Source organism: Jannaschia rubra (assembly GCF_001403735.1).
GTDB classification, from domain to species: Bacteria; Pseudomonadota; Alphaproteobacteria; order Rhodobacterales; family Rhodobacteraceae; genus Jannaschia; species Jannaschia rubra.
In genome coordinates this window covers 121,590-147,301 of record NZ_CXPG01000014.1, presented here as the reverse complement: position 1 = coordinate 147,301, position 25,712 = coordinate 121,590, and the positions used below count along the sequence as shown (strand labels likewise).

Genomic DNA, 25,712 nt, shown 5'->3' with positions numbered 1-25,712 from the left:
CGCGTCATCGCGCCACCGCCTATCTGCGGGGCCATGAGCGACGCACTCGATACCGGCCGCGAGGTCCTTCGCACCGAAGCCGCGGCGCTGCGGACGCTGGCGGACGCAATGCCCGCGGATTTCGACGCGGTGGTCGATCTTATCGCCGCCGCCACCGGCCGCGTCATCGTCACCGGAATCGGCAAATCGGGGCACATCGCGCGCAAGATCGCCGCGACGCTGGCCTCGACCGGCACGCGCGCGCTGTTCGTCCACCCGGCGGAGGCGAGCCACGGCGACCTGGGGATGATCGGCGACGGCGACGTGGTGTTGGCCATCTCGAACTCGGGCGAGACGACGGAGTTGCGCGACATCGTCGCCCACACCCGCCGCTTCGGCGTACCGCTGGTCGGGCTGTCGTCGCGCGAAGGCTCGACTCTGATGCAGACGGCGGATCACCGCCTGACCCTGCCGCATCTGCCGGAGGCCTGTGGCATCGGCATGGTGCCCACGACCTCCACCACCCTCACGCTGGGAATGGGCGACGCGCTGGCCGTGGCGCTCCTGCGGCGGCGAAATTTCCGGGCCGAGGATTTCAGCGTCTTCCATCCCGGCGGCAAGCTGGGCGCGCAGATGGCCCGGGTGTCGCAGATCATGCACCGCGACGGGCTGCCGCTGGTCGCCGCGGACACGCCCATGTCCGAGGCGCTGCTGACCATGACGTCGGGCGGTTTCGGGATCGCCGCGGTTGTCGACGGCGGCGACCTGCTTGGCGTCATCACCGACGGCGACCTGCGGCGCAACATGGTGGGCCTGCTGGACCGGCATGCGCGCGACGTGGCGACGCGCGATCCGGTCACGGCGGCACCCGACATGCTGGCCGCCAGCGCGCTTGCCGTGATGAACGAGCGCAAGATCAACGTGCTGGTGGTCTGCGAGGGGCGCGCGCCCGTCGGCATCCTGCACATCCACGACCTTCTGCGGGCAGGTGTCGCATGAAAACAATCCTTCTGATCCCCGCCCGCCACGCCTCCACCCGCTATCCGGGCAAGCCGCTGGCCGAATTGCGCCAGAAGGACGGAAGCGTGAAATCGTTGATCCGCATGACCTGGGAGGCGGCGCAGCAGGTGCGGGGCATCGACGCCATCCATGTCGCGACCGACGATGCGCGCATTCGCGACGCGGCGGAGGGTTTCGGTGCATCGGTCCTGATGACCTCGCCCGAGGCGGCGAACGGCACCGAACGCTGCGCCGAGGCGCTGGCGCAGGTGGAGGCCGACCTGATCGTGAACCTTCAGGGCGACGCGCCCCTGACGCCGCCCTGGTTCGTCGAGGCGCTGATAGACCGCATGGCCCGCGACCCGGACGCCGCCGTGGCGACGCCCGTGCTGCGCTGCGACCGGCGCACCTACGACATGTTCATCGAGGATCGGAAGGCGGGCCGCGTCGGCGGCACCACCGCCGTCTTCGACCGGAACCTGCACGGCCTCTATTTCTCAAAGGAAGTCATCCCCTGGATCGATCCGGCCAAGGTGCCGGACCCGGTCCCGGTGTTCCACCATGTCGGCGTCTACGCCTATCGCCCCGACGCGCTGCGCGCCTATGCCCGCTGGCCCGAGGGCGAGCTGGAACGGCGCGAGGGGCTGGAACAGCTGCGCTTTCTTGAAAACGGCGCCCGCGTCGCCTGCGTCGAGGTCGAGGCGCGGGGCCGGGTGTTCTGGGAACTCAACAATCCGGCGGATGTGCCCCGCATCGAAGCCGTGCTCCGGGAGGGCTGACCATGGACCCCATCGAGACCCGTACCGTCACCATCGGCGATATCCCGGTGGGCGGGATGAACCCTTTCGCGCTCATCACCGGGCCGTGCCAGCTCGAGTCGCTGGACCACGCCCGGATGATGGCCGAGCGGATCGCGGCGGCCTGCGCCCCCACCGGGACGCGCTTCATCTTCAAGGCGAGCTACGACAAGGCCAACCGCTCCTCCATCGGCACCCAGCGGGGGCTCGGGATGGAGGAGGGCCTGCGCATTCTCGACGCCGTTCGTACCGAGTTCGGCTGTCCCGTCCTGACCGACGTGCATCTGCCCGACCATTGCGCCCCCGCGGCCGAGGTCTGCGACGTGCTGCAGATCCCCGCCTTCCTGTCGCGCCAGACCGACCTTCTGCTGGCGGCGGGGCGGACGGGTCGGGCCATCAACATCAAGAAGGGCCAGTTCCTCGCCCCCTGGGACATGGAGAACGTGGCCGCCAAGGTGGCGAGCACCGGAAACGGGAACATCCTTCTCTGCGACCGGGGGACGAGCTTCGGCTACAACACCCTGGTCAGCGATTTCCGCGGCCTGCCGATCATGGAACGCACCGGCTATCCCACGGTCTTCGACGCCACCCATTCGGTGCAGCAACCCGGGGGGCAGGGCACCACGTCGGGCGGGCAACGCGAATTCGCGCCCGTTCTGGCGCGCGCGGCCTGCGCCGTGGGTGTGTCGGCCCTGTTCATCGAGACGCATGAGGACCCCGACAACGCCCCCTCGGACGGGCCGAACATGATCCCCGTGGACCGGATGGAGGCGCTGATCGGCGACCTTCGGGCCTTCGACGACCTGCGCAAGAGAAACTGATCCCCGCCCCGCCGCGTTGCGTGGGAAGCGAAGGGGGACGGCATGTTCGATTTCATCGTGGACGCCATGGGCACGGGCGGCTGGTTCGCCGTCACGTTCCTGATGTTCTTCGAAAACGTCTTTCCGCCCATCCCCTCGGAACTGGTGATGCCGCTTGCCGGGTTCTCGGCGGCGCGGGGCGACATGGTCCTGTGGGTTGCGATCGTGGCGGGCACGGCGGGGTCGGTGGCCGGCGCGCTTTTGTGGTACTGGATCGGGCTCAAGGTCGGGTCGGACCGGCTGCACCGCTTCGCCGACCGGCACGGCCGCTGGCTGACCATCGACGGCAGCGACATCGACCGCGCGACCGGCTGGTTCCAGCGGCACGGCGGTGCGGCGGTGTTCTTCGGGCGGATGATTCCCGGCGTGCGGACCTTCATCTCGGTCCCCGCGGGGGTGGCGCGGATGCCCATGCTGCCCTTCCTCGCATACAGCACGGCGGGCAGCGCGCTCTGGACGGCGGCGCTGGCCTGGCTGGGCTATGTCCTGCAATCGCAATATGACAAGGTGTCGGGCTGGCTCGACCCCGTGACATGGGTGGTCATCGGGGCGCTGGTGGGCACCTATCTCTGGCGTCTGATCCGAGGCAAGGGCCGCAAGACGTCCCGGACCTAGCGCGGCGCGGGATTCGATGCCGTCTTGTAGGCCGACCAGTCGGTGATGTCGGGATAATGCTGCCGGCGCCACGCCCGCACCTTGGGGTTCATCATCCGGCGCCAGAGGGGCGGGATCATCGCCGCGGCCGTCATCGCGGAATACCCCGTGGGAAGCTGCGGCGCCTCGGCATCCGAATAGGTCTGGAGCAGGGGGAACGGCCGGTCGGGCTTGTAGTGGTGGTCCGAATGGCGCTGCAGGTTGATGAGCAGCCAGTTCGACATCCTGTGCGCGCTGTTCCACGAATGATGCGGACGCACGGGCTCATACTTGCCATCGCCCAGATACCGCCGCGTCAGCCCGTAGTGTTCGACGTAGTTCACCAGCTCCAGTTGCCAGATCGCCGTGAAGGCCTGAACGAGGAACAGGACGAGCCCGATCCAGCCGCCAATCGCAAGGGCCAGTCCCAGCATGACCAGTTGCAGCAGGCCATAGCGCCAGAACGGGTTGGACCGATGCGCGGGCGGCAGACCCCTGCGCGCCAGCATCGCGGCCTCGGCCCGCCAGGCCGAGACAGGCGATTGCCGCAGCACGCGTGGAAAGAAACGGTGGAAGCCCTCGTTATAACGGGCCGTCGCCGGATCGCGGGGCGTCGCGACATAGCGGTGATGCACCAGCAGGTGTTCCGAGCGGAAATGGGAATAGAGGACCATGGCGAGCAGGATGTCCGACATCCAGCGGTCGATCCGCTGTCGCTGATGCATCAACTCGTGGGAATAGTTGATGCCGATGGTGCCCGACACGACGCCCATGCCGAAGAACAGCCCCCACATCTCCAAAGGGGACAGATGGTCGGCGCGGGTGACGTACCAGATCAACGCGAAGAGCGTCACGAACTGCACCGGCGCCCAGACCAGCGTGATGGCGCGGTACCAGCCCAGCCCGGAGCGATCCATCAGAGGGTCGGCGTTCCGCTCGTCCTGCCCGGCGAGCAGGTCGAGAAGGCCGTAGATCACCCAGGCGTAGACCGGCGTCGCGATGACCCAGAGACCGCCCAGCAGGGCGCCGGTCCAGACGACGGGGATCATCGTCAACGATATCCAGAACGGCAGGGCGGCCAGCGGCCTGCGGACCTGATCGTCGGGGATGGTCGTGATGGTCATGGCGATCTTTCCCGGATTGCACCGGATGTTACCGCACCGTGGGCCGTCCGCTCAAGCGGTGGCGGCAGAACCCTGCGTCACGAGGGCGTGGGCCTTGCCGAACAGGGTGGGCAGGGCATCGGGGTCGAGGGGGGCGAAGTTGCCCCGGTCGGGGTTTGCGCGGGTCTCCGCCGTCATGACCGTCAGGGTCAGGTGGAAGTGGGTGAAGGTGTGGCGAACCTGCCCGACCTCGCGCCACGGGGCGTCGAAGGGCGGGTCGGAGGCGGGGTGGGCACCCCAGTCGGACGTCGGAAAGGCCAGCATCCCGCCCAAAAGACCCTTGGCGGGCCGCGTCTCGACCAGCCAGAGATCGCCCAGCCGCGCAAGATAGACGAACCCCGAGCGTTCGGGCTTCGGCACCTTGGGCGCCTTGCGCGGCAGGCTTTCGGCGACGCCCAGCCTGCGGCCCTCGCAACCGTCCGCCAGCGGGCAGAGCATGCAGGTCGGCTTGCGCGGGGTGCAAAGGGTCGCGCCAAGGTCCATCACCGCCTGCGCGTGATCGCCGGGCAGCACCTCGGGCGTCAGGCAGGCGGCCAGCGCGCGGATTTCGGGCTTCGCGGCCGGCAGCGGCGTCTGGATTGCGCCCAGCCGGGCCATCACCCGCTCCACGTTGCCGTCGACGACCACGGCGGGCCGCCCGAAGGCAATGGCGGCGATGGCGGCGGCGGTATAGGGGCCGATGCCGGGCAGGGTCAGGAGCGCCGCCTCGGTGTCGGGAAAGCGCCCGCCGTGGTCCGACACCACGGCCCGCGCGCATTTGAGCAGGTTCCGGGCGCGGGCATAGTATCCGAGACCCGCCCATGCGGCCATCACCGCCGCATCCTCGGCCGCCGCGAGATCGTGCACGGTGGGCCAGAGCGTCGTGAACCGCGCGAAATAGTCCCGCACGGCCGCCACCGTCGTCTGTTGCAGCATCACCTCGGACAGCCAGACGCGATAGGGGTCGGGCGGCGTCGGATCGCCCGGCGGCACCCGCCACGGCAGGTCGCGGGCATTGGCGCCGTACCATGCGGCCAGCCGCTCGGTCCGTGGATCACGCATCCTTGAGGTCGCCCCTGTTCCCTGTCGCCCCCCGTGATGTAGGATGCGCGGGCAAGCGAAGGAACCCCGCCCGCCATGACCCGTTTTCGCAAAGCCGCGCGCCGCGTGTCGACCCTCGTGGAAAGGGACATCCGACGCCTGGGCGAAAAGCGCGGCTTTGCCGAGACAAGGCTGCTGACGCATTGGGCCGAGATCGCGGGCGCCGACGTCGCCGCCATCTGCCGCCCTGTCCGCGTGGGCTTTCCGCGCGGCGGCTTCGGCGCGGTGCTGACGCTGCTGACCACCGGGGCGCATGCGCCGATCCTGCAGATGCGCCTGCCTCGGATCATCGAGCAGGTGAACGCCTGCTACGGCTATCGCGCGATCAGCCGCATCGACATCACCCAGACGGCGCCCACCGGCTTTGCCGAAGGTCAGGTCGCGTTCGAGGCCCGGCCGACCACCCGCCCGGAGCCCTCGCCCGAAGTGCAGGCCCGCGCCCGCGCCACGACGCAGGACGTGGGCGACGAAGGGCTGCGCCAGTCGCTTGAACGGCTGGCCGCCAACATCATATCGAAGCAACGCGCCTGACCCGGCGCCCGACAGGAGATTCCGATGATCACACGACGCAAGGCCCTGACATTGACCGCCCTCGGGTTGGTCGCGGCGGGTGGCTATGGCCTGTCCGGCCGCGATAACGCCCCCGGACTGGCGCGTCTGGGCGCGGCGAACGCGCAGGGCTCCGGCGAGGCGATCCAGGACATCGTGCTGGGGTCCGACGATGCGCCGGTGAAGGTCGTGGAATACGCGAGCTTCACCTGCCCCCATTGCGCCAGCTTCCACGCCGAGACGTTCAAGCCGTTCAAGCGCGACTATATCGACACGGGCAAGGTGCAGTTCACCTTCCGCGAGGTCTATTTCGACCGCTACGGCCTCTGGGCGTCCATGGTCGCGCGCTGCGCGGGGCCGGACCGCTACATGGGCGTGGCCGACGTGCTGTTCTCGACGCTGGGCGACTGGGCACGACAGGGCGACCCGGCGGTCGTGGCCGACAGCCTGAAGCGCATCGGCGCGCAGGCCGGACTGTCGCAGGAACAGCTCGACACCTGCCTCGCCGATGCCGACATGGCGTCCGATCTGGTCGCCTGGTACGAAGCCAATGCCGCGCGCGACAACATCCGGGCCACGCCCTCCTTCCTGATCGACGGCCAGTTGCACACCGGCTCGCTGAGCCTCGCCCAGATCGGTGCATTGGTCGACGAGGCGAGCTGAGACGTTCGGCATTCGCGAAAGGGTCGTCCGCTACTCGCGGGCGGCCTTTCTCGTGTCAGAGCCCGAGCCGGTCGAGCGCCGCGTCGAGCGGGGCCCAATCGTCCAGCCGCAGGCGGACGGGCACCGTCATCACCCGACCGCGCAGCGCCGGGGGCAGGCGCACGGCGTCCTTCTCGGTCGTGACAGGCTGCGCCGACAGTCGCGCGGCCCTGTCGCCCAGGCGCCGCAGCAAGGCGGGCGTCAGCGGCTGATGGTCTGCCAGCGCCTCGGTTCCCCGGATGTCGGCGCCCAGATCGCGTAGGGTGTCGAAGAACTTGCCCGGCCGCCCGATGCCCGCGAAGGCGAAGACCGGCAGGCCCTGCCAGTCCATCCCCGTCGCCAGCGGCTCCAGCCGCCCGTGCAGGCGCGTGGGCGACTCCGGCAGATCGACGCGCCCGTCGCCGATGGTCAGGGTCATGTCGGCGCGCGCAAGACCCGCGGCCACGGGTTCGCGCAACGGCCCGGCGGGCAGGACGCGCCCGTTGCCGAACCCCGCGCCCGCGTCCACCACCACGATGGACAGGTCCTTGACCAGCGCGGGGTTTTGGAATCCGTCGTCCAGAAGGACCGCTCGCGCTCCCGCCGCGACCGCCGCCCGTGCCCCCGCAGCCCGATCGCGGGCGACCCAGGTGGGCGTGAAGGCCGCCAGCAGCAGCGGCTCATCCCCCACATCGCCCGCCTCCTGGATCGCCGGATCGACCCGCGCCGGCCCCTCCAGCCTCCCGCCGTGGCCGCGCGTGACCACATGCGCGGCGACCCCGCGGGCCGACAGACGCTCGGCCAGCGCGATGACGGTGGGCGTCTTGCCCGTGCCCCCGGCAGTCAGGTTGCCCACGCAGATCACCGGCACGCCGACCCGCACCCCGACCCGCGCGACGCGCCGCGCCGTGGCGGCCGCATAGATCGCGCCCAAGGGGGACAGCAGCACCGACAGAAGGCCCGGCGGGCGCGACCAGAAGGCGGGCGCGCGCATCAGTCGACCCTGTCGAGCATCGCCATCAGCAGGTCCATCGCCTGCTCCGTCACGTCCGCCCCTTCGGAACAGACCGTCCAGGCGGCATGGGCCATGCGCGCCGCCTCGTCAGGTTCGAGAACGCTTGCCACCGAGGATCCGAACGTCGCTTCCTTGATCGTGAGCGCGGCCTGGTTGGACGACAGGCGCGAATAGATATCGGCGAAATTGTCGACATGGGGGCCGTGCAGGATGGCGCTGCCCAGAGCCGCGGGTTCGAACGGGTTGTGGCCGCCGATGGGCACGAGGGAGCCGCCGACGAAGCTGACCGAGCAGAGACGATACCAGAGGCCCATCTCGCCCATGGTATCGGCCACGTAGATGCGTGTCTCGGGGGTGATCTCCTCGCCCGCCGACCGCAGCGCCACCCGGTCGCCGCGGGCGCGCAGGTCGGCGGCGATGGCGGGGCCGCGTTCGGGGTGGCGGGGCGCGATGATCAGTAGCAGCTTGTGCCACGACCGCATCGCCTGCGAATGGGCCTCGGCTGCCATCACCTCCTCGCCATCGTGCGTGGAGGCGGCGAGCCAGCAGGGCCGCCCCCCCAAGGCACCGGCCAGTCGCAGACGCTCGTTCTCGTCGTGGGGCAGGGCGGCGGAGCCTTCCTTGAGCGTTCCCGTCACTTCGAGGCGCTCGGGCGGCAGGCCGAGCGAGATCAGGCGATTGCCCGTCACCTTGTCCTGCGCCTGCACGCGGGCGATCCCGGCCAGCAGGGCTGCGGCCGTGCGTCGCGCGAGCCGCCAGCGTCGATGCGCGCGGCCGGTCATGCGCGCGTTGATCATCGCCACCCTGATGCCGCGCTGCGCCGTCTCGTCCAGAAGGACGGGCCAGATCTCCCCCTCGGCCAGCACCACCAGATCGGGTTGCCAATGGTCGAGGAACCGCTGCATCCAGGGCCGGATATCAAGGGGCACGAACTGGTGCACACAGCGCGCCGGCAACCGGTCGGCCAGCACCTGCGCCGAGGTCACGGTGCCTGTCGTCAGCAGGAATGACAGGTCGGGGCGTTCCTCGCCGATCCTGCGGATCATCTCGAGGAGCGATACGGATTCGCCCACGCTCGCGCCGTGCAGCCACAGCAGCGGCCCGTCGGACCGCGCGACCGAGGCGATGCCGCGCCGCTCGTCCAAGCGCGCGGGGTCTTCCTTGCCGCGCGCGAGCCTGCGCCGCAGCATCCGTTCACCGAAGGATTCGCGTCCCGTCAGCAGGAAATATCCTCCCAGAAGGGGGGGGCGGGCCATGGCCGTCAGCCCAGCTCCTCGGTGGGCGAGGCGGCGGATTCCTCGTCGCGCAGGCGGTGGATATGGGCAATGAAATACCGCATGTGGGCGTCGTCCACGGTGCGCTGCGCCGCCCCCTTCCAGGCGTCGTAGGCGCTGGCGTAATCAGGATACATGCCGATGATGTCGATGGCGTCGACGTCCGCGAACTGGGTCGAGCCGGGATTGACCAGCTCGCCCCCGAAGACGAGGTGAAGGCGTTGGACCATGGGGACCTCCTGTTGACTGTCGCGGGTGCCTTACCGCGTCGCGCGCCCGGCGTGAACCTCAGACAAGCCTGTCCAGGATCGCGCGGGCGACACCCGGCGTGCCGGCGACGACCCCGTCCAGCAGGGGCCGCGCGTTGTTGAACCGCAGCGGCCCGCCGCGCCGGTCGACGATGGTGCCCCCGGCCTCGGCCACCAGCAGGGCACCGGCGGCGATGTCCCACTCCCACGCGTCGCGCAGCGTGATCATGGCGTCGAAACGCCCCTCCGCCGCCAGCGCGAGGCGGTAAGCCAGCGAGGACCGGAACTGCGGCCTGACCGGAGGGCGGCCGCCGTGCCAGAAGACGTCGTTGAAGTTGGACTTCGACCCCAGGACCGTGGCCCCGTCGAGCGTCACCTTCCCGGAAGGCGCAATGGCGGCACCGTTCCGGGTGGCGCCCCGTCCGGCGGCAGCAAGATACAGGCGGTCCTTCATCGGCAGGTAGACCGCGGCGGCCACCGGGCGTCCGCGTTCGACCACGGCGAGCGAATGGCTGAAGTTCGCCTCGCCGTTGATGAAGGCGCGGGTGCCGTCGATGGGGTCGATGATGAAGACCCGGTCGCGGGTCAGGCGGCCGGGGCCGTCGGTCGTCTCCTCCGACAGCCAGCCGTAGTCGGGGCGCGCCCCTGTCAGCGTGTCGCGCAGCATGGCGTCGATTTCCAGGTCGGCCTCGGTCACGGGGCCCTGGCCCAGGCCCTTGTCCCAGGTCTGCGGTCCGTTGCCGAAATGCCGCCGCGCGATGGCGCCCGCCGCCAGTGCCGCATCAGCCAGCAGCGTCAGGTCATCCGCCGGCAATCGTCAGCCCCTCGACCAGCAGCGACGGAACCTGGCGGCCGACGTGGAGGCGCGCGTCGTTGGCGGGCACCAGGGTCATCAGCATCTCGCGCAGGTTGCCCGCGACGGTGCATTCGTTGACCGGTCGCACGATATGCCCGCCCTCGACCCAGAAGCCCGAGGCTCCGCGCGAATAGTCGCCCGTCGTCGGATTGATGGAGGAGCCGATCATGGAGGTGATGAGCAGCCCCGTTCCCATCCGCGCGAGCAGCTCCTCGCGGCTGGCGTCGCCCGGCGTCAGACGCACGTTGCCCGCCGACGGCTGCGGCGGCGCGGACGTCCCGCGCGAGGCGTTGGCGGTGCTGTCCATTCCCAGCTTGCGCGCGGTCGACAAATCCAGCACCCAGCCCTGCAACACGCCGTCCGTCACGAGGTCGCGCGGCGCCGTGGGCAGCCCCTCGCCATCGAAGGGCCGGCTGCCCGAAATGCGTGGCAGCGTCGGGTCTTCGATGAGCGAAAGACCCGCGGGCAGGACGGGCTGGCCAAGCGCGTCGCGCAGGAAGGTCGCGCCGCGGGCGACGGCGCTGCCGTTGATGGCGCTCAGCAGGTGCCCGACCAACTGCCCGGCCACCCGTTCGTCATAGACGACCGGAAAGGCCCCCGTCGGCGGCTTGGTCGCGCCCAGCCGCGCCACGGTGCGCTCGCCGGCGATGCGGCCCACGTCCTCGGGCGTGTCGAGGTCGGCGCGGTGGACGCGGCTGTCGCCGTAGTAATCCCGCTCCATCCCCGTGCCCTCGCCGGTGATGGCCACGCAGGACAGCGACGTGCCCGTCCGCCGGTAGCCGCCGGAAAACCCGTTCGTCGCGGCCAGATGCACCCGGCGGTCGCCGTAGCCCGCCCCGGCCGATCCGACCTGCGCCACACCGCGCACGGCCAACACCGCGGCCTCCGCCCGCGCGGCCATGTCCTGAAGCGCCGCCGGGTCGAGCGGGGCGCTGTCGTCCACGAGGTCGAGCGCGTCGATGTCCCAGTCGCGCGCCAGTTCGCTTGGGTCGGCCAGTCCGGCGTGCGGGTCTTCGGGTGCCTCGCGCGCCATGGCGACGGCGCGTTCGGCCATCTGTTCCATGGTCTGCCGACCGGTGTCCGATGCCGAGACGCAGGCCTGCCGCCGCCCGATCAGGACGCGCAGGCCGACTTCCACCCCTTCGGAGCGTTCCGCATGTTCGAGCCGCCCTTTCAGTACGTCGACCGAGACCGAGGCGCCGTCGATTGCGATGGCATCCGCCGCGTCGGCCCCAGCCTTGCGAGCGACGTGCAGAAGCGTCTCGGTCAGATGCGAAAGATCGGTCATGGGGTGCTCGTCCTCGGGGCGTCGCTCCCGCAGGTAGCCCTCGGAGCCCGGCCCCACAAGGCCGGGCCGGGCGCGCCCGCGTCGGGGGCGCCTTCGTTCTGCCGCTAGCGCAGGGGCGTGCCGTTCGCGGTGATGCCGCCGCCGGGCGTGAACTCAATGGTCGATTCCAGCCGGTCGTCGCCCGTCTTCGTCGCCACGGCGCCCGCCATCCCCTTGACGAAGGCCGCCTGTTCGGTCGGAATGAACCCGAGGGCCACGAGCTTGTCGACCAGTGCGAATCCTCCATCGAGCGCCAGGTCGACCGTGCCCACAGGCTCCGGCACCTCAGCCGAGGGGTTGGGGAAGTCGAGGTCGCCCGATCCCGTCAGCGTGGCCCCCGCGAGCTTCAGCAGGAGTTCGTCGATCACGAGTTCCGTCACCTCCATCGGCGGCCCCTCCATCGCGGCCACGGCCTCCGGGTCGCCGAAGATGTCGGCTGTCAGATTGGCCGAACCCGTCAGGTCGACGACCAGCGTCGCCGGATCGCGCGGCAGTTGCCCGGTCGGGTCGAACAATGCCCAGAGCGCGTCGTCGATCTCGATGTCGCGGTAGGCGAGCTTCATTCCGAAGGGCTTTTCGCTGCCGATCTCGCCGAAGGGAATGGTGAAAGCGGTCGTCAGCTCCTCCATCGAGAAATTGATCGGCACGGGGAAGGTCGGCACGGCCGCGACCACGTTGCCGCCCGTCGAGCTGAGGGTGTAGGCGATGCTGTCCTCGCCCAGCGAGAATTCGATCAGCCCGTTCTCGGAGGTGCCGTCGACCGAGAAGTCGCCCTGCGGGTTCGCCCCCGCGACGGTCAGCACGCTGCCGTCGTGGCGGATGACGCCGGAATAGGTGGCATTGATGTCAGACAGCGTCTCGACCGGACCTTCGGGCATCTCGCCATAGCTGCCCTCCGCTTCCGAGGTGATGTCCTTCATCACATAGGTGATCGTCACCGGCTCCTGGTCTTCCCCCTGGGCCTCGACCGCGATGGCCATTTCGAATTCGGTGGCGGTGGCCGTCTGGTCGAAACCCCGGCCGTCATCGCCCAATCCGGAATTGTATTCGGACACGAGGTCGGCCAGGCGCATCGTCACCTCGGTCGGAGGGGCGTCCTCCACGCCTTCCTGCGTCATGGTCATGGTATAGGCGTCGGCCGATATGTCGTAGGTGCGAACGCCGTCCTCCTCGCGCACGATGGTCGAGAGGTTGTCGCTGGTGATCGTCATCTTCTGTTCGACGTCGACCCCTTCGTCGACGGTCGTGCCGGTGGATTCGATGACCTCGGGCAATTCGATGCTGACCGTGCCGTCGTCGCGTTCGACCATCGCGATCGTGCCGTAGGATGTGGTGCTCGTGACGTCGCCCATCGTCGTCTCGACGGAGACGTCGGTCAGGGTCAGCGTCCCGTTCGAGTAATCCTCGGAGGCGGCGGACAGGCTCGCGCCGAAGCTGGAGGACACCTCCTGCCAGTCGGACCAGATCGTCGGTGCGTCGATTTCCGCCCAGGCCGCGGGCGCAGTGGTCAGCAGCAGGGCGCAGGCACCCGCAATGGCTGGTTTCAGCATGTGATCGGTTCCTCTAACATGGTTGCCGACACCAAATCGGACCCCGACCCCGGGGTCAACGGGGGGAAGACCATGTCTCATCTTGATGGAAAGACCGTACTGATCACAGGCGCCTCGCGCGGGATCGGCGAAAGCGCCGCGCGGGCCTTCGCGGCCGAAGGCGCACGCGTCGCGCTTCTGGCGCGCAGCACCGATGCCATCGCCGACCTGGCCGGAGACATCGGCGACCGCGCGCTGGCCATCCCCTGCGATGTCGCCCGCTGGTCCGAAATGGCGCGCGCGGTGGATGCGACCGTCGGAACCTTCGGATCGCTCGACGTCGTGGTGAACAACGCCGGCGTGATCGAGCCCATCGCGCAACTCTCCGACACCGACCCCGACGCCTGGAGCACGGCCGTCGACGTGAACCTCAAGGGCGTCTACCACGGCATCCGCGCGGCCCTGCCGCAGATGCTGTCGCAAGGGTCGGGAACCGTCATCACCATTAGCTCCGGCGCCGCCTCGCGCGCGCTGCCGGGCTGGTCGGCCTATTGCGCATCCAAGGCCGGCGCGAAGATGCTGACCGAGGCGCTGCACGCCGAAAACGGCGAGTTCCTGCGCGTCATGGGCCTGTCGCCGGGCACGGTGGCCACGCAGATGCAGCGCGAAATCAAGCAGAGCGGCGTGGGCCCGGTCGCGGAACTCGACTGGTCGGACCACATCCCGCCCGAATGGGTGGCCCGCACGCTGGTCTGGATGTGCGGGCCGGAGGCGGACGACCTGCGCGGCACCGAGCTTTCGCTGCGCGACGAGGGGCTGCGCGCCCGCATCGGCCTGGCCTGAGGGTGCGGCGGTGATCCGGGCCGCCCGGGACGGCGACGCGCTTCTGCTGACCATCGACCGCCCCGACCGGGCGAATTCGCTGACGGGCGCCATGCTGTCGGACCTGATCGGCCATGTATCCGGGGCGGAGGACCTGCGCCTTCTGATCCTGACGGGCGCAGGCAGCCGCGTCTTCAGCGCCGGCGCCGATCTGGACGAGGCGCGCGCGGGCCTCGCCACCTCTCCGCTCTGGGAGGATCTGTCGGGCGCCATCGCGGCCTTGCCCTGCCTCACGGTGGCCGCGCTCAACGGCACGCTGGCGGGCGGGGCGATGGGCATGGCGCTGGCCTGCGACATCCGGATCGCCGTGTCGGGCGCGTCGTTCTTCTATCCGGTCGCGCGGCTCGGGTTCCTGCCGCAACCGTCGGACCCCCTGCGCCTCGCGGCACTGGTCGGACCCGCGCGGGCCAAGCTGCTGTTGGCGGGAGGTGCGAAGCTCGACGCCGCAGAGGCGCTGGCCTTCGGTCTGATCGACCGGATCGCAGAGGATCCGGTCGCCGCCGCACGGGACCTGGCGCCCGGCACGGCCCCCCATGTCGCGGCGATCAAGGCGATGGTGCCCGCCACGCCCTGACCGCCGCGACGCAACGACACGGGACGCCTGCCCTTGCGAGAGGGGGCGGCTTGTCCGACGCTGCGGGCCGCGCCCGAGTGAGGAGACCCCCATGACCGCCTATCCGCATCTGCTGGCCCCGCTCGACCTCGGGCATGTGACCTTGCCCAACCGGGTCATCATGGGGTCCATGCATACGGGGCTGGAGGAGACGGGCGACTGGAACCGCGTGGCCGAGTTCTACGCCGAGCGCGCGCGCGGCGGCGTCGGCCTGATGGTCACGGGCGGCATGGCGCCCAACCGCGAGGGCGGGGTGTTTCCCGGCGCGGCGGGTCTGTTCTCGGACGGCGACATCGCCAACCACCGCATCGTCACCGACCGCGTGCACGATGCCAGCGGGTTGATCGCCATGCAGATCCTGCACGCCGGGCGATATGCCTACGGCCCCGAATGCGTGGCGCCGAGCCCGATCAAGTCGCCCATTTCCCCTTTCGTCCCGAAGGAGCTGGACGAGGAGGGGATCGAGCGGCAGATCGCCGACATCGTCACCGCCGCTGCGCGTGCCCGCGAGGCCGGATACGACGGCGTCGAGATCATGGGGTCCGAAGGGTATTTCCTGAACCAGTTCCTCGTCACCCACACCAACAAGCGCTCCGATCGCTGGGGTGGCAGCTACGAGAACCGGATGCGGCTGCCGGTCGAGGTGGTGCGCCGCTGCCGCGAGGCGGTGGGCGCCGACTTCATCCTGATCTACCGCCTGTCGATGATCGACCTGATCCCCGACGGCTCCACCCACGCCGAGGTGGTGCAGCTTGCCCGGGCGGTGGAGGCGGCGGGGGCCAGCATCATCAACACCGGGATCGGCTGGCACGAGGCGCGGATCCCCACCATCGCCACCTCGGTTCCCCGCGCGGCCTTCGCCTGGGTCACGAAGAAGCTGATGGGCAAGGTCGGCATCCCGCTGGTCACGTCGAACCGGATCAACATGCCCGACGTGGCCGAGGGGGTGCTGGCGGATGGCTGCGCCGACCTCGTGTCGATGGCGCGGCCGTTCCTCGCCGACCCGCATTTCGTCGCCAAGGCGGCCGCGGGGCGGGCCGAGACCATCGCGCCCTGCATCGCCTGCAACCAGGCCTGCCTCGATCATACGTTCGCAGGCAAGATCAGCACCTGCCTCGTCAACCCCCGCGCCTGCCACGAGACGGAGCTTGTCATCGCCCCTGCCGACACGCCCCGCAGGATCGCCGTCGTGGGGGCCGGTCCCGCCGGCCTCTCCACCGCGATCACGGCGGCGGAACGCGGCCACCGCGTCACCCTGTTCGACCGTGCCGACCGGATCGGCGGGCAGCTCAACATGGCGAAGGTCATTCCCGGCAAGGAGGAGTTCATCGGCTTCGTCGACTGGTACGCCCGGATGCTGGAGGAGGTGGCCGTCGACCTGCGCCTCGATACCGAGGCGACCGTCGAGATGCTCACCGGCTTCGACGAGGTGGTCGTCGCCACCGGTGTCGTCCCGCGCGACCCCGCCATCCCCGGACAGGACGGCGCCAACGTGCTGAGCTACGTCGATGTGCTGCGGGACGATGGGGCCGTGGGGCCGCGTGTGGCCGTCGTGGGCGCGGGAGGGATCGGCTTCGACGTGTCGGATTACCTTGTCCACGACGGACATTCCGCGACGGAAAACCTGCTGGAATGGATGCGCGACTGGGGCGTGTCGGACCCGGAGGCGCATCGCGGCGGCCTGTCGCCCGAGGGTCCGCGACCCGACCGCCCGGCCCGGGCCGTGACCCTGCTGCAACGCAAGGCCGAGGCTCCGGGCAAGCGGCTGGGGAAGACGACCGGCTGGATCCACCGCGCCGGCCTTCGGATGAAGGATGTCCGGATGCTGGGCGGCGTCGCCTATGAAAAGATCACGCCGGAGGGGCTGCTGGTGCGCGACGGCGAGGGCGCACCCATGCTGATCGAGGCGGATACCGTGGTGCTCTGCGCGGGTCAGGTGTCGGAACGGTCGCTGGCCGATGCGCTGGAGGCGGCGGGCGTGCCCTGCCACGTCATCGGCGGCGCGGATGTCGCCGCCGAGCTGGACGCGAAGCGCGCCATCGACCAGGGGGTGCGGCTCGCCGCGACGCTCTGACGCCGGTCAGTTCGACATGCCGCGGCGCTGCATCTCCTGCGGGATGTTGAACAGGCCGCCGCCCAGGTTCGCCCCCGTCTGCATGTCGCCCAGGATCACCGTGGTCTGCGCCCCCGCATCGTCGGTGATGACCCACTGGCGCAGCGTCGTGGGGTTGGGCGTGAAGACCAGCTGGATATTGCCGTATTCCGGATGCTGCGGATCCTGCAGCGTCACCGAGGTCTGCGTGTTGTCGCCGCCGTGGCGCACCAACATGCCCGACCGGCCCAGGTTCACGTTCTCGGCCAGGATGAGCGACAGGGGCGTCTGCGACAGCGGGTACTGCTCGGGCGGGGTGTTGCTGACCGGGTCGAAGACGGCGACCTGCCCGCCGCCGGCGATCACGAGGCCGTCGTTGGGCGCGGCATAGTCGAAACGCGCGCGGCCCGGCCGCCGGATCGACAGCTCACCCGTCGAGATCGAGCCGTCGCCGTTCACCTGCGTGAAATCGGCGCGCGCGGTGGTGAAGCTGTTGAGATATCGGCTGATCTCGTTCACCGGGATCTGCGCGACGGCGGGCGCGGCGATGGTTACGGCAAGGACGAAGGCGGGGACGAAGCTGTGCATCAGGCGGTCTTTCCGATCGTGGATCTTCGGGGACATATAGGCACCGTCTGCCGAAATGCCCCGCGTTATCCAATGTCGCGGACCCGTCAGGCGGTTCCTTGCGGGCAGGGGGCCGCACAACGTCAGGGCACCACCCCCGCCCGCCCGGTGCGCCTCAGCCGTTCGGATCGGGCAGCAGGATGTCGCGCTTGCCGACGTGGTTGGCGGCGGTGACGGCGCCGTTCTCCTCCATCTGCTCCACCAGGCGCGCGGCCTTGTTGTAGCCGATGCCCAGCTTGCGCTGGATGTAGGAGGTGGAGCACTTGCGATCCCGCGCGACGATGGCCACGGCCTGATCGTAGAGCGCATCCTCACCCCCGGTATTGCCGCCGGTAAGGCCCAGCACCGCGTCGATGTCGGAGGCCGAATCGTCGTCCGGCCCGTCGAGGACCGAGGCGGCATAGTCGGGCGGCCCGAAGGACTTGAGGTGGTTGACGATCTCCTCGACCTCCTCGTCCGAACAGAAGGGCCCGTGGATGCGCGTGATTTTGGACCCCCCGGCCATGTAGAGCATGTCGCCCATGCCCAGAAGCTGTTCGGCGCCCATCTCGCCCAGGATGGTGCGGCTGTCGATCTTGGAGGTGACGTGGAAGGAGATGCGGGTCGGGAAGTTCGCCTTGATCGTGCCGGTGATGACGTCGACCGAGGGCCGCTGCGTCGCCATGACGAGGTGGATTCCGCTCGCCCGCGCCATCTGCGCGAGGCGCTGGATGCAGGCTTCGATCTCCTTGCCCGCGACCATCATCAGGTCGGCCATCTCGTCCACGACGACGACGATGTAGGGCAGCTTGACGGGTACCGTCTCCTCCGTCTCGAAGACGGGTTCCCCGGTGTCGTCGTCGAAGCCGGTCTGGACGGTGCGGCTGAACAATTCGCCCTTCGACAGCGCATCCTTCACCCGGCCATTGTAGCCTTCGATGTTGCGGACGCCCATGCGCGACATCTTGCGATAGCGTTCCTCCATCTCGCCCACGACCCATTTCAGCGCCACGACCGCCTTCTTGGGGTCGGTGACGACGGGGGACAGGAGGTGCGGGATTCCGTCGTAGACCGACAGTTCCAGCATCTTCGGATCGATCATGATCATCCGGCAGTCTTCCGGCGACAGGCGGTAGAGCAGCGACAGGATCATCGTGTTGATCGCCACGGACTTGCCCGACCCGGTCGTCCCCGCGATCAGCAGGTGGGGCATCTTGGCCAGGTTCGCCACCACGGGCGCGCCGCCGATGTCCTTGCCCAGGGCCAGCGGCAGAGACTGGCTGCTGTCGCCGAATTCGCGGGCCGACAGGATCTCGCGCAGGACGACCTTCTCGCGCCGCTCGTTTGGCAGTTCGATGCCGATGACGGTGCGGCCGGGCACGGTCGACACACGGGCCGACAGGGCCGACATGGACCGCGCGATGTCATCGGCCAGGCCGATCACCCGCGACGCCTTCAGGCCGGCGGCGGGCTCCAACTCGTACATGGTCACGACGGGGCCTGGGCGGACCGACGTGATCTCGCCCTTCACGCCATAGTCGTCGAGCACGGATTCGAGCATCCGGGCGTTCTGTTCCAGCGCCGTGTCGGAGAGGTGATGGCGTTCCACGGTGGAGGGATCGGTGAGCAGCGACAGAGGCGGCATTTCGTAGGACGACGCGGTTTCGGTGAAGTTCAGGGTCGGCTGCGCCTCGGCCCGCGCCTGGCGCGACGGGGCTGCAGGCCGCGCCGCGGGCTGCACCACGGTCCGCGGCGCGGGGGCCGCCGGTTCGATGAGCATCTCGTCCTCGGCTTCGGCGGGCTCCGGTCGCGCGGTGGCGCCTGTCAGGACAGGTTCGACACGTGCGGCGTCACTTCGGGGCATGGCCGGCGCAGGGGTCAGCGCCGCGGTGATCGTCGCGCGGCGCACGCGGGAGCGGACGGCGCTGGCGATCCGGGCGCGAACGCGATCCTCGTCCGGGGCATCGTCGCGGTCATAGGCTTCGTCGTCCTCGTCGAGCGGATCGGTCATGCTACGCTGGGGCAGCCAGGACATCAGGCTGCGCCGGGGGGCGGCGTCCTCCTCGTCGGGCAGGTCGCCGTCCTCGGGGGCCGCGCGGGCCGCTCGCGCGGCACGGGCCTGACGCAAGGCCTCCGCGCTGCGCCGGGTGCCGACCGCGGCACCGCGCGCGGCGGTGCCGGTGGCCAGCCGCCCGATGTGCATCGCATTGCCCAGCCCGTGCAGGAACAGGACCATCCCCCGCGCCAGATCCTCACGCGTGAAGCCCAGCACCCAGGCGCCCGACGCGACAGCCCCGCCCGCGATCAGCAGCGACAGGAGCTTGAGCCCCACGGCCGCGTGGATCGGCAGGATCGACAGCAGCGCGCCCATGGCGGTGTCGCCGAACAGGCCGCCCAGGCCGAAGTCGTGCGTCCACTCCGGCCCCGGCACCATCGAGGCGCAGTAGAGCGACAGGATCAGAACCCATCCCGGCACGAACAGCACGCGCGGCAGGGCCCGCTCCGATCCGGCATGCAGCGCGAAGCGCAACCCCCAGACCGCCAGCGCGGCCGCAATGCCCAAGGCGCCCTTGCCAAGGATCAGGTAGAGCGGCGCGGCCAGCGAGGCGCCGAAGACGCCCAGCCAGTTGTGCGGCGGAGCGTCCGTCGCGGCCAGCCAGTTCGGATCGTCGGGATGATAGCTGAGCAGCATCACAGCCACGACCGCGCCCAGCACCACCATCAGCACGCCCAGCCCCTCGCGTCCCCGGCGGGCGAGGCTGATCTGGAGGTTGCTGTCCAGCAGGGGGTCGCGTTGTCGCACCTGATACGCCATCGGGGGTCCTCTTACGTGTAGAGACAATCGCGCAGCCGGGTCAGGCCGTCGATCGTCTCGTCCAGCGGGCCGACGAGGGCCACGCGAATGAAGTCTGCGCCGGGGTTCCCGGCTTCGGTGGTGCGCGCCAGATAGGCGCCCGGTAGCACCTTGATGCCCGCCTCGCGCCAGAGCTTCAGCGCGGCCTGTTCCCCGTCGCCCACCGCCGGGGGGACGGGCAGCCAAAGGAAGAACCCCGCTTCGGGGATGCGCTGGTCGGGCAGGATGCGGGCGGCGGCGGCGAACTTCTCGGCATAGAGCCTGCGGTTCTCCTCCACATGGGTATCCTCGGCCCAGACCCGTGCTGCGGCCATCTGCAACGGCAGGGGAAGCGGCGCGCCTGCATAGGCGCGAAGCTGCTTCATGCGGGCGATGTTGCCGGGCCCGGAGACCGCAAAGCCGGAGCGCAACCCGGCCAGGTTCGACCGCTTCGACAGGGAGTGGAACGCGACCGCGCGTTCGGGGTCGGCGCCCGTCGCGCGCACGGCCTCCAGCACGCCCACGGGGGGCTCGCCGCGGTAGATCTCGGCATAGCATTCGTCGGCGAAGATGGTGAAATCGTGCTTCTCGGCCAGCGCCAGAAGCGCCGACCAGTAGGCCATCGTGGCGCAGGCCCCCTGCGGGTTCGCGGGCGAGCAGACGTAGAGAATGGCCGTGCGGTCCAGCAGGTCCGCGTCGAGTGCCGTGAAATCGGGCAGGAAGCCCGTGGCTTCGGTCGCGTTGACATACCGCGGCTCGGCCCCCACCGACAGGGAGGCGACGGCATAGACCTGATAGAAAGGATTGGGCGTCAGGATGACCGGCTGCCGACCGTTCTTCGCCTCGGGACAGAGCGCCATGGAGGCGTTGTAGAGCCCTTCCCGCGTGCCGTTCAGCACCAGGATCTCCCGCTCCGGGTCGGCATCGTGGTCGTAGCGCCGCTTCAGCCAGCCGGCGCAGGCCGACAGCAGTTCCGGCGTGCCGTCGTTGGGTGGATAGGGCATGAAGCCCGCGGCATGTTCCGCGATCACCGGGCCGACGAAATCGGGGGGCGCATGGCGCGGGTCGCCGATGGTCATCTGGATGGGCGGATTGCCGCCGGGCTCGGACTCCCCCAGCAGCGTCCGCAGGCGCGGGAACGCATATTCGGGCAGCTCGGAGAACCGCTGCGGGTAATTCATGCCTGTAGCCTCGATCCGGGTGCTCTGACGGCCCCATTTCGGCTACGATAGCAAAGGGATCGGCCCAGGGTCCAACGAAAAGGGCGCACTGGCGCGATGTGTGGCTTTCAGGCCAGCGCGAGTTCCATTGCCGCGCCCAGCCGAAGCAGCCGTTCCTCCTGCATCGGCGGGGCCAGCGCCATTACGCCGCACATGGGCACGCCCGTGGGCAGCGTCAGGCCGCAGAGCCCCAGCACGTTGCCGACGCGGGTGTTCCGCAGAGCCATCAGGTTCTCGGAGACGTAGTAGTCGTCATCCGATTCGAGGCGCGCACGGTCGGGCGGCAGGATGGCCGACGTGGGCAGGATCACCGCGTCGTAGCCTGCCGTCCGCTCGAGATACTCGGCCTCCGCGGCCGCACGCTTGCGATGCGCGTCCAGCACGTCGGCGGCCAAGGCGTCGCGCCCCTGCCGGAAGCGGGCGAGGATGCGCGGATACATCAGATGCGGCGCCTCCTCGATCCGGCGGCGCCAGATGGCATATCCCTCGGGCGCGAACAGGAGCGGTGTCAGATCCATTGCCTGTTTCACGGGGTCCAGTTCCGCCCGTTCGACGTGCGCGCCCCCGTCGCGGAACCGTTTCACCGCATGTTCGAAGGCCGCGCGGGGGGCGTCGCGGCTGCTGTCGGCATAGTCGGCGAGGATCAGAAGGCGCGCGCCGCGCAGCGTGGCGCCCGTCAGGTCCGCCGCGTGTCCGCCCTCCATCAAGGCCAGGGCCAGCGCCGCGTCCTCGACTGTGCGAGCCAAAGGGCCGATGGTGTCCATCGTCTCGACCAGGGGGACGGTGCCGCGCGACGGCAGGCGGCCCAGCGTGGTCTTGAGGCCCACGAGATCGTTCCAGGCGGCGGGGTTGCGGACCGACCCCCCCGTGTCGGACCCGATGGCCAGGGGCGCCAGCCCGAAGGCCACCGAAGCCGCCGCCCCGGACGATGATCCGCCCGGCACACGGTCCGCGTCGCGGACGTTTGGCGGTGTCGCGGTGATCGGGTTCAGTCCGAGGCCGGAGAAGGCCAACTCGCTCATGTGGGTCTTGCCCAGACAGACGGCGCCGCCCATCGTGGCCGCCGCCAGCACGGCCGCATCGTCCTGCGGCACCCGGCCTTTCAGAAGCGCGCTCCCCGCCTCGGTCGCGACGCCCGCGCTGTCGAACAGGTCCTTCCAGCTGATCGGCACGCCGTCGAGGGGGCCGCGACGGTTCCCGGCCCGCGCGCGCCTTGCCGCCGCCGCGGCCTCGGCCCGGGCGCGGTCGTCGGTGGTGCGGGCATAGATGGCGTCGCGGTGCGGATTGTCCGCGATGGCCGACAGGAAGGTATCGCACAGCGCCTCCGGATCGATGTCGCCCGCCGCGATGCCGCGCCCCAGGTCGCCCGCGCTTTTCCACACCCAGTCCCGCATCGCATCCTCCGGCATTTCGTCGCGGGCCACGCTAGAGATGGCCGTGGCGTTGGACAATGGCGCCCGGACGGTCATATCTGGCGCCATGGATGCAGACGCCCTTATCGTCGGCGGCGGGCTGACGGGCCCCCTGACCGCCCTCGCCCTCGCCCGCGCGGGGCTGACCAGCATCGTGCTGGACGCCCGCCCGCGTGCCGCTTTCGACGACGCGGCGTTCGATGGCCGCGCTTACGCCATGGCGCTCGGCTCCGTCCGCGTCCTCCAGGGGCTGGGTCTCTGGGGTGCGCTGGCCGATGTGGCGCAGCCGATCACCGGAATCCGCGCCAGCGACGGCCGTGCGGGCGAAGGGGCCTCACCCCTGCATCTGGCTTTCGATGCGGCCGAGATCGGTGAGCCCTTCATGGGCCAGATGATCGAGGACCGGCACCTGCGGCCCGCGCTGCTGGCCGCCTGCGACGCCTCGGACCGCATCGACATGCGTTTCGGCGTGGCCGTGACCGACCAGTCGGTCGAAGGGGCCTCCGTTCGCGTCGCCGCCGGGTCCGACCTGACCGGCAGGGTGCTCTTGGGCTGCGACGGACGCGACAGCGGCGTGGCGCAGCGCGCCGGCATCCGGCGGGTGGGGCGCGACTATGGCCAGACGGCGCTGGTCTGCGCGCTCTCGCACGATCTGCCGCATCATGGCATCGCGCATCAGTTCTTCATGCCCCCCGGCCCGCTCGCCATCCTTCCGCTCCGCGGCAACCGCTCCAGCATCGTCTGGACCGAGACGCCCGAGGTCGCCGCCGAGTTGAACGCCCTCTCCGACGACGACTACCTCGACGTGCTGCGGCCCCGCTTCGGCAGCTTCCTGGGGCAGATCGCGCTGACCGGCGCGCGCTATACCTATCCGCTGAACCTGACGCTGGCCGATGCCTTCACGGCGCCGCTCATCGCCCTCGTGGGTGATGCGGCGCATGGCATCCACCCCATCGCGGGGCAGGGGCTGAACCTCGGCGTCAAGGACGTGGCGGCGTTGGCGCATGTGCTCGACCATGCACGCGCGCGGGGCGAAGACCCCGGCGCGCCGGATGTTCTGGCCCGGTATCAGCGTTGGCGCCGCTTCGACACCGGCATGATGGGGTTCGCGACGGATGCGGTGAACCGGCTGTTCTCGAACGACAATCCGGCCCTGCGGCTGGCGAGGGACGTGGGAATGGGTGCGATCTCGGCCTGGCCCGGCGCGCGTAGGCGCTTCATCCGGGAGGCGGCGGGCCTGACAGGCGACCTGCCCGACCTGATGCGGGGCTGAACGCGAAAGTCAGTCGAGCTTGCGCGCCTCGTCCACCAGCATGATCGGGATGCCGCCGCGGATGGGATAGGCGAGGCGAGCCGACTTCGACACCAGTTCCTGCGCCTCCGCATCGTAGCTGAGCGGACCGTGCGTCCGCGGGCAGACCAGCGATTCCAGCATCCGCCGGTCGTGCGACGGCTCCGTGCTCTTGTCGGTCATTGCAATATCTCCTCGCCCGCGCCGCCACGCATGGCGAACTCCATCAGGGTGACGACGGTTTCCCGGCGGGTTGCCAGCGACGGCGCCTCGAGCAGCGCCTGCTTTTCCTCGGGGTCGAAGGGGCAGAGCATGGACAGGGAGTTGATGAGAAGCTCCTCCTCCGCGTCCTTCAGGCTGTCCCAATCGGTCGAGAGGCTCTGGGATTCGAAGTAGCGGTGCAGCAGATCCAGAAAGGCCGGGCGGTCGAACGCCTCGTCCTTCTCGGTGCGCCCCAGGTCCCGCTCGAACCCGTCCCAGGACACGTCGGCCTGAAGGTACGGCTGGAAGCCCGACACCTCGCGCGTAATGCGGTACCGGCAGACGCCCGACAGGGTGATCATGTAGCGGCGATCCTCGGTCTCGCTGATCTGGGTCAGGCGTCCGGCGCAGCCGATGGCCTGCATGGCGCGTCCCGACGAGGATTTCTGCGCCCGCGGCTGGATCATGCCGATCAGGCGATGTTCCGTCTTCAGGCAATCGTCGATCATCTGGAGGTAGCGTGGCTCGAAGATGTGCAGCGGGAGCCGCGCCCGAGGCAGCAGCAGCGCTCCGGGCAACGGGAAGACCGGGATCGTTCGGGGCATGTCCGATATGCGGTACATCTTCATCGATCTAGGCCGCGCGGGCGATCAGGCAAAGATCATCGACGACAACCTGCGACGCCCCTTCAACGCGATCGGATCCTGTGGCTTCAACGCATCGAAGATCGTGAACAACTGCGCGCGCGCGGCGCCGTCGTTCCACTCGCGGTCGCGGCGGAACAGCTCCAGCAGTTGCTCGACCGCGCCTTCGGTATCGCCGGTCGCCTGAAGCGCCGCGGCCAGGTCGAAGCGGGCCTGATGGTTCGCCGGATCCGCTTCCACCATCTGCAGAAGGTCCGCCACCGGTCCGGCGTTCGCGGCCTGACGCGCCAGCGCGACCTGCGCCTTCGCGGCCTCCATCTCAGGGGCGGCGGCGACGGCCTCGGGCGCGGCGGCGATCAGCGCATCGGCCTGATCGACTTCATCCAGCGCGACATGCGCGCGGACCAGTCCGGCATAGGCGGCGGCATTCTCCGGCTCCTCGCCCAAGACGGCGGCGAAGGTCTGCGCGGCATCCACCGCCTCGCCGTTGGCCAGCATCTCCTCGGCGGCGGCGACGGCCTCGGCCAGGCCGCCGTCGTCCTCCGCACCGCCCATGGCGGCGACGCGGGTGACGAAATCCCGGATCTCCGGCTGGCTGACGGCGCCCTGGAATCCGTCGACCGGCTGGCCCTGCCAGAAGGCGTAGACGGTGGGGATCGACTGGATGCGAAGCTGCGCGGCGATCTGCTGGGCCTGATCGACGTTGACCTTGGCCATCCGCACCTTGCCGCCCGCGTCGGTCACGGCTGCTTCCAACTGCGGGCCGAGCGTCTTGCAGGGGCCGCACCAGGGGGCCCAGAAATCGACGATCATCGGAACCGTCATCGACGCCTCGACCACCTGGGCCATGAAATCGGCCTCGGTGACGTCGCGGATAAGGTCGGAGGCGGGGGCGGGCTGGGACTGGCCGAGTTCGAGCATGGGGCAC

Annotated in this window: 25 protein-coding genes; 10 read left to right on the top strand and 15 right to left on the bottom strand. The window is 69.8% G+C overall.

The features are described 5' to 3' along the window. Positions 1-33 precede the first annotated feature (33 nt). The 4 genes from JAN5088_RS06635 to JAN5088_RS06620 are packed head-to-tail and all read left to right on the top strand — an operon-like array spanning position 34 to position 3,250. Positions 34-978, top strand: a complete 945-nt coding sequence (locus JAN5088_RS06635) for a KpsF/GutQ family sugar-phosphate isomerase (protein WP_055682027.1) — start codon at positions 34-36, stop codon at positions 976-978. Then, entirely contained in the window at positions 975-1,757 is a 783-nt protein-coding gene (locus JAN5088_RS06630) for a 3-deoxy-manno-octulosonate cytidylyltransferase (protein ID WP_055682026.1), read from the top strand. The genes JAN5088_RS06635 and JAN5088_RS06630 overlap by 4 nt, the downstream gene beginning before the upstream one ends. A 2-nt stretch (positions 1,758-1,759) precedes the next feature. Then, entirely contained in the window at positions 1,760-2,596 is an 837-nt protein-coding gene (gene kdsA, locus JAN5088_RS06625) for a 3-deoxy-8-phosphooctulonate synthase (RefSeq protein WP_055682025.1), read from the top strand. A 42-nt stretch (positions 2,597-2,638) separates the two neighbouring features. Beyond that, positions 2,639-3,250, top strand: coding sequence for a DedA family protein (locus JAN5088_RS06620; protein WP_055682024.1), 612 nt, complete (start codon positions 2,639-2,641; stop codon positions 3,248-3,250). Here the strand turns inward: JAN5088_RS06620 and JAN5088_RS06615 are convergent. Then, positions 3,247-4,392: an alkane 1-monooxygenase gene (locus JAN5088_RS06615; protein ID WP_055682023.1), complete on the bottom strand. Its 1,146-nt coding sequence runs from the start codon at positions 4,390-4,392 to the stop codon at positions 3,247-3,249. The genes JAN5088_RS06620 and JAN5088_RS06615 overlap by 4 nt on opposite strands. A gap of 51 nt (positions 4,393-4,443) precedes the next feature. Further along, complete coding sequence (locus tag JAN5088_RS06610) at positions 4,444-5,472, bottom strand: A/G-specific adenine glycosylase (RefSeq protein ID WP_055682022.1); 1,029 nt, start codon at positions 5,470-5,472, stop codon at positions 4,444-4,446. Positions 5,473-5,547: 75 nt separating this feature from the next. On the opposite strand from JAN5088_RS06610, the gene JAN5088_RS06605 reads away from it, so the two are divergent. Then, entirely contained in the window at positions 5,548-6,042 is a 495-nt protein-coding gene (locus JAN5088_RS06605) for a DUF721 domain-containing protein (protein WP_055682021.1), read from the top strand. Positions 6,043-6,066: 24 nt separating this feature from the next. Next, the gene (locus JAN5088_RS06600) at positions 6,067-6,723 is read left to right on the top strand and encodes a DsbA family protein (protein WP_074962390.1); all 657 of its coding nucleotides are present in this window, start codon (positions 6,067-6,069) and stop codon (positions 6,721-6,723) included. Positions 6,724-6,778: 55 nt separating this feature from the next. On the opposite strand, the gene lpxK is transcribed toward JAN5088_RS06600, so the two are convergent. From lpxK to JAN5088_RS06570, 6 genes are all read right to left on the bottom strand, one after another. Next, the gene (gene lpxK, locus JAN5088_RS06595) at positions 6,779-7,735 is read right to left on the bottom strand and encodes a tetraacyldisaccharide 4'-kinase (RefSeq protein ID WP_055682020.1); all 957 of its coding nucleotides are present in this window, start codon (positions 7,733-7,735) and stop codon (positions 6,779-6,781) included. Beyond that, positions 7,735-9,012, bottom strand: coding sequence for a 3-deoxy-D-manno-octulosonic acid transferase (locus tag JAN5088_RS06590; RefSeq protein ID WP_055682019.1), 1,278 nt, complete (start codon positions 9,010-9,012; stop codon positions 7,735-7,737). The genes lpxK and JAN5088_RS06590 overlap by 1 nt, the downstream gene beginning before the upstream one ends. Before the next feature lie 5 nt (positions 9,013-9,017). After that, positions 9,018-9,260 (bottom strand): DUF4170 domain-containing protein, encoded by a 243-nt coding sequence (locus JAN5088_RS06585; RefSeq protein WP_055682018.1) that lies wholly within the window; start codon positions 9,258-9,260, stop codon positions 9,018-9,020. 58 nt (positions 9,261-9,318) lie between these two features. Then, positions 9,319-10,092 carry a 3'(2'),5'-bisphosphate nucleotidase CysQ gene (locus JAN5088_RS06580; RefSeq protein WP_055682017.1) on the bottom strand — a complete coding sequence of 258 codons (774 nt, stop codon included), beginning with the start codon at positions 10,090-10,092 and terminating at the stop codon, positions 9,319-9,321. Next, complete coding sequence (locus JAN5088_RS06575; protein ID WP_055682016.1) at positions 10,079-11,422, bottom strand: TldD/PmbA family protein; 1,344 nt, start codon at positions 11,420-11,422, stop codon at positions 10,079-10,081. Before JAN5088_RS06575 ends, JAN5088_RS06580 begins: the two co-directional genes overlap by 14 nt. Positions 11,423-11,526: 104 nt before the next feature. Further along, positions 11,527-13,011 (bottom strand): hypothetical protein, encoded by a 1,485-nt coding sequence (locus tag JAN5088_RS06570; RefSeq protein ID WP_055682015.1) that lies wholly within the window; start codon positions 13,009-13,011, stop codon positions 11,527-11,529. Between the two features lie 72 nt (positions 13,012-13,083). Here JAN5088_RS06570 and JAN5088_RS06565 point away from each other — a divergent pair, with 72 nt between their 5' ends. The 3 genes from JAN5088_RS06565 (at position 13,084) to JAN5088_RS06555 (ending at position 16,559) form a co-directional block, all read left to right on the top strand. Then, on the top strand, positions 13,084-13,833 hold the full coding sequence (locus tag JAN5088_RS06565) for an SDR family oxidoreductase (RefSeq protein WP_055682245.1): 750 nt from the start codon (positions 13,084-13,086) through the stop codon (positions 13,831-13,833). A 10-nt stretch (positions 13,834-13,843) separates the two neighbouring features. Next, positions 13,844-14,446, top strand: coding sequence for an enoyl-CoA hydratase/isomerase family protein (locus JAN5088_RS06560; RefSeq protein ID WP_055682014.1), 603 nt, complete (start codon positions 13,844-13,846; stop codon positions 14,444-14,446). A gap of 91 nt (positions 14,447-14,537) precedes the next feature. After that, a complete protein-coding gene (locus JAN5088_RS06555; protein WP_055682013.1) occupies positions 14,538-16,559 on the top strand; it encodes an NADPH-dependent 2,4-dienoyl-CoA reductase in 2,022 nt (673 codons plus the stop codon). A 6-nt stretch (positions 16,560-16,565) separates the two neighbouring features. On the opposite strand, the gene JAN5088_RS06550 is transcribed toward JAN5088_RS06555, so the two are convergent. The 4 genes from JAN5088_RS06550 to JAN5088_RS06535 all read right to left on the bottom strand — a co-directional run bounded on the left by JAN5088_RS06550 (position 16,566) and on the right by JAN5088_RS06535 (position 22,630). Beyond that, positions 16,566-17,165 (bottom strand): LolA family protein, encoded by a 600-nt coding sequence (locus JAN5088_RS06550; RefSeq protein ID WP_055682012.1) that lies wholly within the window; start codon positions 17,163-17,165, stop codon positions 16,566-16,568. Positions 17,166-17,319: 154 nt separating this feature from the next. Continuing rightward, a complete protein-coding gene (locus JAN5088_RS06545; RefSeq protein ID WP_055682011.1) occupies positions 17,320-19,998 on the bottom strand; it encodes a DNA translocase FtsK in 2,679 nt (892 codons plus the stop codon). An 11-nt stretch (positions 19,999-20,009) separates the two neighbouring features. Beyond that, positions 20,010-21,197: an aminotransferase class I/II-fold pyridoxal phosphate-dependent enzyme gene (locus JAN5088_RS06540; RefSeq protein WP_055682010.1), complete on the bottom strand. Its 1,188-nt coding sequence runs from the start codon at positions 21,195-21,197 to the stop codon at positions 20,010-20,012. 107 nt (positions 21,198-21,304) lie between these two features. Next, positions 21,305-22,630, bottom strand: a complete 1,326-nt coding sequence (locus JAN5088_RS06535) for an amidase (RefSeq protein ID WP_055682009.1) — start codon at positions 22,628-22,630, stop codon at positions 21,305-21,307. A gap of 49 nt (positions 22,631-22,679) precedes the next feature. On the opposite strand from JAN5088_RS06535, the gene JAN5088_RS06530 reads away from it, so the two are divergent. Next, on the top strand, positions 22,680-23,921 hold the full coding sequence (locus tag JAN5088_RS06530) for an FAD-dependent monooxygenase (protein ID WP_370736406.1): 1,242 nt from the start codon (positions 22,680-22,682) through the stop codon (positions 23,919-23,921). Positions 23,922-23,930: 9 nt separating this feature from the next. Here the strand turns inward: JAN5088_RS06530 and JAN5088_RS06525 are convergent, their stop codons facing one another. The 3 genes from JAN5088_RS06525 to JAN5088_RS06515 are packed head-to-tail and all read right to left on the bottom strand — an operon-like array spanning position 23,931 to position 25,705. Further along, positions 23,931-24,122, bottom strand: coding sequence for a Trm112 family protein (locus JAN5088_RS06525; protein ID WP_055682008.1), 192 nt, complete (start codon positions 24,120-24,122; stop codon positions 23,931-23,933). Further along, positions 24,119-24,763 (bottom strand): LON peptidase substrate-binding domain-containing protein, encoded by a 645-nt coding sequence (locus JAN5088_RS06520; protein WP_055682243.1) that lies wholly within the window; start codon positions 24,761-24,763, stop codon positions 24,119-24,121. Before JAN5088_RS06520 ends, JAN5088_RS06525 begins: the two co-directional genes overlap by 4 nt. 27 nt (positions 24,764-24,790) lie before the next feature. Beyond that, a complete protein-coding gene (locus JAN5088_RS06515) occupies positions 24,791-25,705 on the bottom strand; it encodes a tetratricopeptide repeat protein (RefSeq protein WP_055682007.1) in 915 nt (304 codons plus the stop codon). Positions 25,706-25,712: the final 7 nt, after the last annotated feature.

Excerpts from the sequence above, each read along its gene's own strand:
- JAN5088_RS06635 (WP_055682027.1), top strand. The coding sequence starts at position 34 with ATGAGCGACGCACTCGATACCGGCCGCGAGGTCCTTCGCACCGAAGCC.
- JAN5088_RS06630 (WP_055682026.1), top strand. The coding sequence starts at position 975 with ATGAAAACAATCCTTCTGATCCCCGCCCGCCACGCCTCCACCCGCTAT.
- kdsA (WP_055682025.1), top strand. The coding sequence starts at position 1,760 with ATGGACCCCATCGAGACCCGTACCGTCACCATCGGCGATATCCCGGTG.
- JAN5088_RS06620 (WP_055682024.1), top strand. The coding sequence starts at position 2,639 with ATGTTCGATTTCATCGTGGACGCCATGGGCACGGGCGGCTGGTTCGCC.
- JAN5088_RS06615 (WP_055682023.1), bottom strand. The coding sequence starts at position 4,392 with ATGACCATCACGACCATCCCCGACGATCAGGTCCGCAGGCCGCTGGCC.
- JAN5088_RS06610 (WP_055682022.1), bottom strand. The coding sequence starts at position 5,472 with ATGCGTGATCCACGGACCGAGCGGCTGGCCGCATGGTACGGCGCCAAT.
- JAN5088_RS06605 (WP_055682021.1), top strand. The coding sequence starts at position 5,548 with ATGACCCGTTTTCGCAAAGCCGCGCGCCGCGTGTCGACCCTCGTGGAA.
- JAN5088_RS06600 (WP_074962390.1), top strand. The coding sequence starts at position 6,067 with ATGATCACACGACGCAAGGCCCTGACATTGACCGCCCTCGGGTTGGTC.
- lpxK (WP_055682020.1), bottom strand. The coding sequence starts at position 7,735 with ATGCGCGCGCCCGCCTTCTGGTCGCGCCCGCCGGGCCTTCTGTCGGTG.
- JAN5088_RS06590 (WP_055682019.1), bottom strand. The coding sequence starts at position 9,012 with ATGGCCCGCCCCCCCCTTCTGGGAGGATATTTCCTGCTGACGGGACGC.
- JAN5088_RS06585 (WP_055682018.1), bottom strand. The coding sequence starts at position 9,260 with ATGGTCCAACGCCTTCACCTCGTCTTCGGGGGCGAGCTGGTCAATCCC.
- JAN5088_RS06575 (WP_055682016.1), bottom strand. The coding sequence starts at position 11,422 with ATGACCGATCTTTCGCATCTGACCGAGACGCTTCTGCACGTCGCTCGC.
- JAN5088_RS06570 (WP_055682015.1), bottom strand. The coding sequence starts at position 13,011 with ATGCTGAAACCAGCCATTGCGGGTGCCTGCGCCCTGCTGCTGACCACT.
- JAN5088_RS06565 (WP_055682245.1), top strand. The coding sequence starts at position 13,084 with ATGTCTCATCTTGATGGAAAGACCGTACTGATCACAGGCGCCTCGCGC.
- JAN5088_RS06555 (WP_055682013.1), top strand. The coding sequence starts at position 14,538 with ATGACCGCCTATCCGCATCTGCTGGCCCCGCTCGACCTCGGGCATGTG.
- JAN5088_RS06550 (WP_055682012.1), bottom strand. The coding sequence starts at position 17,165 with ATGCACAGCTTCGTCCCCGCCTTCGTCCTTGCCGTAACCATCGCCGCG.
- JAN5088_RS06545 (WP_055682011.1), bottom strand. The coding sequence starts at position 19,998 with ATGGCGTATCAGGTGCGACAACGCGACCCCCTGCTGGACAGCAACCTC.
- JAN5088_RS06540 (WP_055682010.1), bottom strand. The coding sequence starts at position 21,197 with ATGAATTACCCGCAGCGGTTCTCCGAGCTGCCCGAATATGCGTTCCCG.
- JAN5088_RS06535 (WP_055682009.1), bottom strand. The coding sequence starts at position 22,630 with ATGCGGGACTGGGTGTGGAAAAGCGCGGGCGACCTGGGGCGCGGCATC.
- JAN5088_RS06525 (WP_055682008.1), bottom strand. The coding sequence starts at position 24,122 with ATGACCGACAAGAGCACGGAGCCGTCGCACGACCGGCGGATGCTGGAA.
- JAN5088_RS06520 (WP_055682243.1), bottom strand. The coding sequence starts at position 24,763 with ATGTACCGCATATCGGACATGCCCCGAACGATCCCGGTCTTCCCGTTG.
- JAN5088_RS06515 (WP_055682007.1), bottom strand. The coding sequence starts at position 25,705 with ATGCTCGAACTCGGCCAGTCCCAGCCCGCCCCCGCCTCCGACCTTATC.